A 9,836-nucleotide genomic window follows, 5' to 3' on the forward strand; every position below is an offset into this window, starting at 1 on the left:
AATTACCTCAGTACATCCTTTATTAGCTTACAAATCCTTTTCACTTCACTATGAGCCAAACCATCATATAAGGGCAAACACAGTATACGCATTGATACAGAACGACTTATGGCCAAATCTACACTTTCTTGCTCAAAAAACTGAGGAATTGTATCCAATGAAGGTGAAAAGTAACGCCTCGGGTTAATTCTCTCAGAATTAAGTCGGCTTTCTACACGATCTGACTCTTTTTTTGATGCAAACAAAACTGGCAGATAGGCCCCGTTAAGTGTGGCATTAGAGCTCCATTCAGGAAGCTGAACATAATCGTTTAATTCTTCAATATAGAGGTTCTGCAGCTCAACTCGCCTTTCCATGATATCGTCAATGTTATCGAGAAGCGCCAAACCAAACGCTGCATGCACTTCACTTAACTTAGCATTTATTCCCTTTTCTACAATCTTACCACTATCATTTATTCCAAAATTAATCATGGCCCGAGCGCGCTCATAATCAGCTTCGTTGTTGAATACAACAGCACCTCCTTCTACTGTATGGAATAATTTTGTTGCATGAAAACTAAGAACAGAGGCATCACCCCAATTTAATAAGCTTTTTCCTTTATAACGCACTCCAAAAGCATGAGCAGCATCATAAATTATTTTAAGATCATACCGCTTAGCCAAACGTTCAAAAGCCTCAACATTACATGGATTGCCATATACATGAACAGGCACAACAGCTTGTGTTTGTGGAGTTATCCTATGCTCTACCTGTAAAGGACAAAGATTGAAGCTACGAGAGTCGATATCAGAAAATCTAGGTTTTACTCCTCCCCAATTTAGAGAACTTGCAGTTGCAATAAACGTAAAAGGGGTTGTAATAACTTGTTCTTTTAGCCTTAAAACCTTGTATGCCAATTGCAAAGCTAAAGTTCCATTAGCCACCAATAACAGATTTTCTACTCCAAGGTACTCTTCAAGTCTTACAGTGAGTTCTTTAAGTAAAGGGCCATTATTAGTCAACCACTTACGTTCATAAATGCCATCGAGATAACTCTGAACCAACTTACGATTAGGCATACTTGGTCGGGTAACTGGAATCATTTTTCTCCCTCTACCAAATCAAGCAAATATTTCCCATAACCATTCTTGCTAAGGCTTACACCAATATCACATAATTGTTCTACACTCAGCCAACCATTATTAAATGCAATCTCCTCCAAGCAAGCCACCTTGTAACCTTGGCGTTTTTCAATTGTCTCAACAAAGTGTGCAGCCTCTAACAAGCTGTCATGAGTTCCTGTATCAAGCCAAGTAAAACCACGTCCTAAAAGTTCTACATTAAGATCTCCACGCTCAAGGTACTTTTGGTTAACACTTGTAATCTCCAATTCTCCACGGCTAGACGGCTCGATATTTTTCGCAATATCTACTACCGCACTATCATAGAAATAAAGCCCAGTAACAGCATAGTGTGATTTAGGATTTAAAGGTTTTTCTTCAATAGAAATAACACGTTTCTGATTATCGAAGTCTACAACCCCGAAACGCTCTGGATCTTTTACTTGATAGCCAAAAATTGTCGCCCCTTTCATCCTTGCAGAAGACTCTCTAAGCTTTGGAGTAAAGCCTTGACCATAAAAAATATTATCACCTAGCACGAGACAAACATTGCTTGTCCCTATAAAGCTCTCACCAATAATAAAGGCTTGAGCTAAACCATCAGGTGATGGCTGAGCAGCATATTCTAGCTCTAGACCCAACTGACTCCCATCACCCAATAGACGTTGAAAGGCGGACTGGTCTTCCGGCGTAGTGATAATAAGAATTTGACGAATACCCGCCAACATTAGCACTGACAGAGGATAATAAATCATAGGTTTATCATAAATTGGCAGTAGCTGTTTCGATATACCCATGGTAATTGGGTATAGACGAGTACCGGAACCACCTGCCAAAACTATACCTTTCATGACTCTTTCGCTCATAGGATGACTACAAAAGTAGGATGTATTATTTCTATTCTTTTAGTTGCTTGATACAGTTCGTGTTCGCACACATAACTCATTAACCAGCAGTACCAGCGCGAGTTAACTGATACTCCCCACTCAAGACCCGCTGCCACCAAGATTCATTTTTGAGATACCACTGCACAGTTTTTCTCATCCCACTTTCGAAAGTTTCGGCAGGAATCCAACCTAGATGGTCTGTGATCTTGCTTGCGTCAATGGCATAACGACGGTCGTGACCAGGGCGATCATGAACATGTGTTATGAGATCACGGTATAGCATTCTAGAAGGCTTTAGTTCTTGCAAAATATCGCAAAGAGTATGAACCACTTCGATATTTTGTTTTTCGTTATGACCACCGATATTATAGGTTTCACCTATATGACCTTTGGTTAAAGCTTTATATAAGGCACATGCATGATCTTCGACATATAACCAGTCGCGAATCTGATCCCCCTTACCATAAACTGGTAAAGGCTCACCATGCAAAGCATTCAAAATCACGTGTGGAATTAATTTTTCAGGGAAGTGGTAAGGCCCATAATTGTTAGAACAATTAGTAATAACAACGGGGAACCCGTATGTTCTCAACCATGCACGCACTAAATGATCAGATCCAGCTTTACTGGCAGAATAAGGCGAACTTGGAGCGTAAGCTGTTTCTTCCGTAAAAAAATACTGATCGGCGTCGCCTTGTTCGTTGGGATGCGGCAAATCACCATACACCTCATCCGTGCTGATATGATGGAAACGAAATTGATCTCGCAGGCTTGGTTCAAGTTTTTGCCAGTAATTCCGTGCAGCTTCAAGAAGCGTAAAAGTACCAACAATGTTAGTTTCAATAAACCCAGTCGGGCCATCTATTGATCGATCTACATGGCTTTCTGCTGCCAAATGCATAACTGCGTCTGGCCGATGTAATGCAAATACACGCTCTAACTCATTGCCGTTACATATATCAACATGCTCAAATGAATAGCGTCCTGAGTTACAAATATCACCAAGGTTATCAAGATTACCAGCGTAGGTTAACTTGTCGACATTAACAACGCTGTCACTGGTATTCTGAATAATATAACGAATTACAGCTGAACCGATAAAGCCTGCACCACCAGTAACTAGAATTTTCATAACCAAATCCCTCGAGTATCGATAACATAACTAGAGTTTGGAGTTACTCGTTTAAACTCATGGTGGTCTACAAGTAATACATGAATGTCCGCTTCTTCAAAAGCCTTATCTAAACCCACTAATAAATTATTATTCATATTGCTTGGCAAATGATGGATATTTGGTTCCACCAAAAGAACTTTACCTGGGTGCCCTTCAACTATTTTTTTTGCTATTTCTAAAGATGGACTTTCACGCAGGTCATCAATATTCGCTTTAAAGGCTAATCCATAACAGGCAATTGTTACATCTTTTACAGTTTCACTGGAGTTTTCTTGTAAATATTCCGCTACTGCCGATTTAATTCTGCTTACAACCCACTCAGGCTTATTATCATTAACTTCACGCGAAGCTCTAATTAATCTAGCATCTGATGGTGTTTTACTAACAATAAACCAAGGGTCTACGGCTATACAGTGACCTCCAACACCAGGCCCAGGCTGTAATATATTTACCCGAGGATGTCGATTTGCCAATTCGATTAACTCCCAAACACTAATATCTAACTTATCACAAATAATTGACAACTCATTGGCAAACGCGATATTAACGTCACGAAAGCTGTTCTCTGTTAGTTTTGCCATTTCTGCAGTGCGAGAATTAGTGACAATACACTCGCCAGCAACAAATGTTTTGTACAGCTCAATAGCTGCCTGAGAACACTTAGAGGTCATACCTCCAATCACTCTGTCATTTTCTACTAATTCACGCATCACATGCCCTGGAAGTACCCGTTCAGGACAATGTGCAATTCGAATATCGGAATTTTCACCGTTTCTTTGAGGAAAACTCAGATCTGGCCTTGCTTCAGCCAGCCACTGTGCCATCTTCTCAGTCGCCCCGACCGGGGAAGTAGACTCAAGAATAACTAAATTACCAGATTTCAATACCGGAGCAATTGATTTGGATGCTGCCTCTATATGACGCAAATCAGGTTGGTAAATGCTCTCATTCGTACACTCAACGAAGGGTGTTGGTACTGCGATTAAAAAGGCATCTGCCGGTTCTGGTATAGTGGTGGCCTTAAGATAACCCTGTGTTACAGCCGCATGAACCGCTATATCCAGCTCAGGTTCTATAATGTGAATATCACCTTTATTAATAGTATTTACCGTATCTTGATTGACATCTACACCTACAACCCTCTTTCGACGAGAGGCAAAAGCTGCCGCCGTAGGTAATCCAATATAACCAAGACCAATTACTGAAATTGTTTGAAAAGACATATTTTTCTCAAAAATCAACTCTGAAAATTTATAGTGTGGAGTATAGTTCCATCACATCAATCTAAAGAACTAGCTTTCTGCAGATAAAACTTCCACAATTCGCTCACATGCCCTCCCATCACCATAGGGATTATGAGCTTGACTCATCGCACCATAAACTTTTCTGTCGGTTAGCAACTCATTGACGTTGTTTGCAATATAATCTGCATCGGTACCAACCAGCTTAACCGTTCCAGCTGAAACTGCCTCTGGGCGCTCAGTAGTTTCTCGCATAACTAATACAGGCTTCCCAAGAGAGGGGGCTTCTTCTTGAATACCGCCAGAGTCTGTAAGAATCAGGTACGACCGGTCCATAAGATAAACAAATGGCAGATAGTCTTGAGGGGGTATCAGAAATACATTATTTGCATCACCTAACAGACGATTTACAGGCTCCTGAACATTAGGATTCAAATGTACAGGATAAACAATCTGAACATCCTGATTATCTTCACTTATTTGTTTTAGTGCCTTACAAATATTTTCAAAGCCATCACCAAAGTTTTCTCTTCGATGCCCAGTGACAAGAACCAACTTTTTAGATTCATCAAGAAACGGATACTTTCTAGAGATGCTTTCTCTTAGAATATCATCAGCATTAAGCTTTTCACGTACCCAGATAAGTGCATCAATAACTGTATTTCCTGTTACATATATAAGCTCCTGAGACACATTTTCAGCAAGAAGATTATTTTGAGATGCTTCTGTCGGCGCGAAGTGATATTGAGCTAGAACTCCTGCTATAGAACGATTAGCTTCTTCTGGCCAGGGTGCATATAAGTTACCTGTTCTCAGACCAGCTTCAATATGGGCTACTGGTATCTGAATATAGAAAGCTGCCAATGCAGCAGACAGTGTGGTGGTAGTATCTCCATGAACTAAAACCACATCTGGAGAAAACTCTTCCAACACAGGTTTTAAGCCTAGTAGTATATTTGATGTCACATCAAATAGATTTTGCCCAGGCTTCATAACATTGAGGTCATATTCAGGCGAAATTTCAAATAGGCCTAACACTTGATCAAGCATTTCTCTATGCTGTGCAGTCACGCAGACTTTAGCCGAAAACCTAATATCTTTCTTAAGCGCATGAACCAAAGGTGCCATTTTAATCGCTTCGGGTCGTGTTCCAAAGATTAACAATATTTTTTTCATAAAAAATACCCAACAAATTTACAAACCACAAAATAAAATTTCATTTCACGACCACTCCTGCTGACTTCTTTCAAATCTAACTGCGGCAGAAAAAAGTACTGCTAAAGTCAGTATGTATAAGCCATTTAAAGTACCATTATCAAAAGATAAATTTGATAATCCGTACACTGAATACAACATACAAAGACTAGTTACTTGACCACGATAAATAGGATTTTTTGAAACCTTCCTTATCAGAACACAAGGAACTATTAAAATTAACGCCAGGCTTAAAAGTCCAACCACTCCTGAGCCAGCAAAAGTTGTTAGGTACTCATTATGAAGATGTGAAAAACTGGCAAGAGTACCGGAATTAGGAAATCTCTGAGCAGCGCTAGTTTTTAGCAACTCATGATTAACATTTTCTCGCCCAACACCTAGAAGAGGATTTTCAAGCGCCAGCTGCCATCCTCCCTGATACATTACGAGCCGGACTCCAATGGAGGTATCCAAGTTACTTCCATTTAGATATTGATTATAATTTTCAATAGTTAAATTTACTTTATCAACCATTCGAGCATGAAACATCGAGCCTACGAAGGCCAATATCAACAGCGACATATAAAAGTATTTTGACCTATACCACTTAAAAACCGATTTTCTTGTGTAAAACAGTACAACGATAATTAAAGGAAAAACTGCGAAAATGACTCCCCTAGAAAATGAAAATATTACAGGTATCATCGCTGCGGCTATTATCAGCCAACACCAAGATCTTTTTCTGTCGATTGTATAGAAAATAAATAATGCTATATAAACTAACGTAACACTTGCATACAATATTGAATTAACACCGCCAAAAATTCGCATATATCGATTTAGGTATTTGTAAATCCCATCACCTATACCGAAAAACAGGGCTAAAAGGCAACCCACCATCAAAAATTTCCACGCATTCTTTAAGTGCAGACAAATTACAAAAATTACAGGAAAACATAGAAAATGAATTTGGGTAAATGACGACAACATACCCTGTAAGGGTGCTCTTTCAGCTAGCCCTGCCGTCACAAAATCCGCCAACCAAAAAAACACAAAACAACCATACAACGGTACTATTGACTTAATATCCCACTTCACTTTTTCCTTGATCAGCATATAAATACCGCTGAATAAAAGCAGCCCCAACATAGCACTACCACCAGACTTTACCTGGAGCACAAGAGTTGGATAAAGAAACAAAGATATATATGGTAGAATATGAGCAGAAGGCGCTTTCTTACATACATTCTTAAATTCAAACCATTGGCTTACAAAGCTTGATTTCCACCCCTGAATTGACAAAAACACTCCTTTCATTGCTAGACAATACCTACCAATTAGCGAAGTTGAGCAACATACCAAGGCATTGCTTGTTGCAGGCCTTGTTGTATTTTATGGGTAGGCTCATACCCCATTATGTTTTTAGCCTTGGCTATATCTGCCCTTGAATGCCTGACGTCTCCTGCTCGGAAGTCGCGATAGATGGCGCCTTTGGTGTAGTTTATATCGTGACTCAGTAGCGTCTGTTTTAGGTAGTCGAATAATTGGGTCAAATCCGTTTGGGCGTTTAGTGCCACATTAAATACTTCGCTTTTATCAATTGTGGTTATCGCCGCCAGTATGTTCGCTTGGATTGCGTTTTCTACAAAGCAGAAATCTCTACTTGTTTTACCATCTCCGTTAATAAATACATCCTTATTATTGATCATCGCTGCAGTCCACTTTGGAATTACAGCGGCATAAGCGCCGTCTGGGTCTTGGCGCTTGCCAAACACATTAAAGTAACGCAAGCCTGTGCTGTGGAAGTTGTAGCAGCGTGAAAATACATCTGCGTACAGCTCATTCACGTATTTGGTCACCGCATAGGGTGATAGTGGGTTGCCTATCTTGTCTTCCTGTTTTGGTAGATCCGGGTGATCGCCATAGGTGGAGCTGGAGGCGGCGTAGACAAAGGATTTTACTTGTTCGTCCTTTGCGGAAATCAGCATGTTTAAATGGCCATTCACATTGACTTCATTGGAGGTGGCAGGGTCGTTGATTGAACGGGGGACGGAGCCTAAAGCGGCTTGGTGTAGAACGTAATCTGTATTTTTTACTGCGTTTTGGCAGGTTTTCAGGTTGCGAATATCGCCTTCGATAAAGGCGAAGTTTGACCACTGTTCGGGGCTTACCAGGCCTTGAACTTCGTCCAGGTTTTTTTGGTAGCCGGTAGCGAAGTTATCCAGGCCTACAACCTTTTGGTTCAGTTTGAGGAGTGTTTCCAGAAGGTTGGAGCCGATAAAGCCGGCCACTCCGGTTATTAGCCAGGTTTTTGGTTTGGCTTTCAGGGATTCTTTGACTTGTTCGTATTTGGTCATTGTGTTTTCTATTGCTTTTTAGGCTATTTGGTTGTTTTGCTTTTATCCATGTGATGCGTGCCTACATGGGGATAATAAAAACCGTTATAAAGCCACTGGATCGCCGCGCTTCGCTCGCGATGACGGGGTTTCACTCTACTGGATCACCGCGCTTCGCTCGCGATGACGGGGTTTCACTCTACTGGATCACCGTGCTTCACTCGCGATGACGGGGTTTCTATTTCCGTGCTGCGTTCGCGATGACTGGGTTTCATCTTTACTCGATCACCGTGTTGCGCTTGGGATGACGGGGTTAGCCTTACTGGGTCACCGTGCTGCGCTTGGGATGACGGGCTTTAGTTTGGTGGATTACGCCTTTGGCTAATCCACCCTACGGTTTGTAGTCATCCAGGGTTTTTAGAGTCGTAAATTTGCCTCATTTTCTGGTAATGCATATTTCAGGTCGTAAATCACATGATTCGGTTTGGCGTATTTTTTATAGCCGCCCGCATCTTTAAACTGTTGGTGGGCGACTGCAAGAATTACGGCATCGTAGCTACCTTCTTCTGGTGCTTCGATGGGCGAAATGCCGTATTCGTGCATAGACTCATCCGGGTTTACCCATGGGTCGTATATGTCTACGTTAATGCCGTAATCTTTCAGTTCTGCTACCACATCCACCACTTTGGTATTGCGGATGTCCGGGCAGTTTTCTTTAAAGGTCAGGCCCATTACTAACACTCTGGCGCCGTCTACCTGAATACGGTTTTTGAGCATTTGTTTCACCAGTTGGCCCACTACGTAGCGGCCCATGCCATCGTTGATGCGGCGGCCCGCCAAAATCACTTCCGGGTGATAACCCACTGATTGCGCTTTGTGGGTCAGGTAGTAGGGGTCAACGCCTATGCAGTGCCCCCCTACCAAACCCGGTCTGAATGGCAGGAAGTTCCATTTGGTGCCAGCGGCTTTTAGTACGGCTTCTGTATCAATGCCTAACTTGTTGAAAATCACCGCCAGTTCATTGATAAGGGCGATATTCAAATCCCGCTGTGTGTTTTCAATCACCTTGGCCGCTTCCGCCACTTTGATGGATTCGGCTTTGTGGGTACCGGCTTCGATAATACTGGCGTACAGTGAATCCACAAAGTCCGCCACTTCTGGTGTGGAGCCTGAGGTCACTTTCAGAATATTGGTGACTCTGTGTTCTTTGTCGCCGGGGTTGATGCGCTCGGGGCTGTAGCCGGCAAAAAAGCCCTGGTTAAAGGTTAAGCCAGAAACGGCCTCGACCACGGGTATGCAGTCTTCCTCTGTAGCACCGGGGTATACGGTCGATTCGTAAACAATTACATCCCCTTTGGCAATCACGGTGCCAAGGGTTTCAGAGGCTTTTTTTAATGGGGTAAGGTCTGGCTGATGGTGTTTGTCGATGGGTGTGGGTACGGTGACTATGTACACATTGGCATCGCGCAAATCGGCCAGGTCCGCGCTAAAGGTTAGTTGGGGTGAGGATGCCAGTTCGTCCTGGCTGACTTCCAGTGTGTTGTCGACACCGGATTGCAGTTCCCTCACCCTGTTGGCGTTAATATCGAAGCCCAGCGTTGGGTATTTTTTGCCAAATTCTACGGCGAGCGGCAGGCCTACGTAGCCAAGGCCAATAACGGCGACTTTAGCGTCTGTCAGATTCATTTGGGTTTCCTACGTCGATCCAATGAGCAGGTTGAAACAGATCGCGGGATTATACCGGGGTAGGTGGCAAGAGACTATGGATATTGAGCATGGATACAGGGCCACCTCATCTAAATTAGCGCCTCCAGTACCTTGACAAGAGTCTGATTGTCCCAACCAGCCAGTTTTCTCATTTGCTTAACGCTGGTTCGCTTGGGCTTCACCGTATTGATGGC

Annotated in this window: 8 protein-coding genes; all 8 read right to left on the bottom strand. The window is 42.3% G+C overall.

Annotated features, from left to right (window positions below; translation table 11 throughout):
- Positions 1-2: 2 nt before the first annotated feature.
- Positions 3-1,085: a DegT/DnrJ/EryC1/StrS family aminotransferase gene (locus ACVBEJ_RS03140; protein WP_447128140.1), complete on the bottom strand. Its 1,083-nt coding sequence runs from the start codon at positions 1,083-1,085 to the stop codon at positions 3-5.
- A complete protein-coding gene (gene rfbA / locus ACVBEJ_RS03145; protein WP_447128141.1) occupies positions 1,082-1,954 on the bottom strand; it encodes a glucose-1-phosphate thymidylyltransferase RfbA in 873 nt (290 codons plus the stop codon). Before rfbA ends, ACVBEJ_RS03140 begins: the two co-directional genes overlap by 4 nt.
- Positions 1,955-2,048: 94 nt before the next feature.
- Positions 2,049-3,122, bottom strand: a complete 1,074-nt coding sequence (rfbB, locus tag ACVBEJ_RS03150) for a dTDP-glucose 4,6-dehydratase (protein ID WP_447128142.1) — start codon at positions 3,120-3,122, stop codon at positions 2,049-2,051.
- Positions 3,119-4,387 (bottom strand): UDP-N-acetyl-D-mannosamine dehydrogenase, encoded by a 1,269-nt coding sequence (gene wecC / locus ACVBEJ_RS03155; protein WP_447128143.1) that lies wholly within the window; start codon positions 4,385-4,387, stop codon positions 3,119-3,121. The genes rfbB and wecC overlap by 4 nt, the downstream gene beginning before the upstream one ends.
- Positions 4,388-4,456: 69 nt before the next feature.
- Positions 4,457-5,581, bottom strand: coding sequence for a non-hydrolyzing UDP-N-acetylglucosamine 2-epimerase (wecB, locus tag ACVBEJ_RS03160; RefSeq protein WP_447128144.1), 1,125 nt, complete (start codon positions 5,579-5,581; stop codon positions 4,457-4,459).
- Positions 5,582-5,626: 45 nt separating this feature from the next.
- Positions 5,627-6,916, bottom strand: a complete 1,290-nt coding sequence (locus ACVBEJ_RS03165; RefSeq protein WP_447128145.1) for an O-antigen ligase family protein — start codon at positions 6,914-6,916, stop codon at positions 5,627-5,629.
- Between the two features lie 20 nt (positions 6,917-6,936).
- Complete coding sequence (locus tag ACVBEJ_RS03170; RefSeq protein WP_447128146.1) at positions 6,937-7,956, bottom strand: SDR family oxidoreductase; 1,020 nt, start codon at positions 7,954-7,956, stop codon at positions 6,937-6,939.
- Positions 7,957-8,352: 396 nt separating this feature from the next.
- Positions 8,353-9,621: a Vi polysaccharide biosynthesis UDP-N-acetylglucosamine C-6 dehydrogenase TviB gene (gene tviB / locus ACVBEJ_RS03175; RefSeq protein WP_447128147.1), complete on the bottom strand. Its 1,269-nt coding sequence runs from the start codon at positions 9,619-9,621 to the stop codon at positions 8,353-8,355.
- Between the last annotated feature and the right edge of the window lie 215 nt (positions 9,622-9,836).

The sequence above is a fragment of the Porticoccus sp. GXU_MW_L64 genome (assembly GCF_052983295.1).

Excerpts from the sequence above, each read along its gene's own strand:
- rfbA (WP_447128141.1), bottom strand. The coding sequence starts at position 1,954 with ATGAAAGGTATAGTTTTGGCAGGTGGTTCCGGTACTCGTCTATACCCA.
- rfbB (WP_447128142.1), bottom strand. The coding sequence starts at position 3,122 with ATGAAAATTCTAGTTACTGGTGGTGCAGGCTTTATCGGTTCAGCTGTA.
- ACVBEJ_RS03165 (WP_447128145.1), bottom strand. The coding sequence starts at position 6,916 with ATGAAAGGAGTGTTTTTGTCAATTCAGGGGTGGAAATCAAGCTTTGTA.
- ACVBEJ_RS03170 (WP_447128146.1), bottom strand. The coding sequence starts at position 7,956 with ATGACCAAATACGAACAAGTCAAAGAATCCCTGAAAGCCAAACCAAAA.
- tviB (WP_447128147.1), bottom strand. The coding sequence starts at position 9,621 with ATGAATCTGACAGACGCTAAAGTCGCCGTTATTGGCCTTGGCTACGTA.
- wecB (WP_447128144.1), bottom strand. The coding sequence starts at position 5,581 with ATGAAAAAAATATTGTTAATCTTTGGAACACGACCCGAAGCGATTAAA.
- wecC (WP_447128143.1), bottom strand. The coding sequence starts at position 4,387 with ATGTCTTTTCAAACAATTTCAGTAATTGGTCTTGGTTATATTGGATTA.
- ACVBEJ_RS03140 (WP_447128140.1), bottom strand. The coding sequence starts at position 1,085 with ATGATTCCAGTTACCCGACCAAGTATGCCTAATCGTAAGTTGGTTCAG.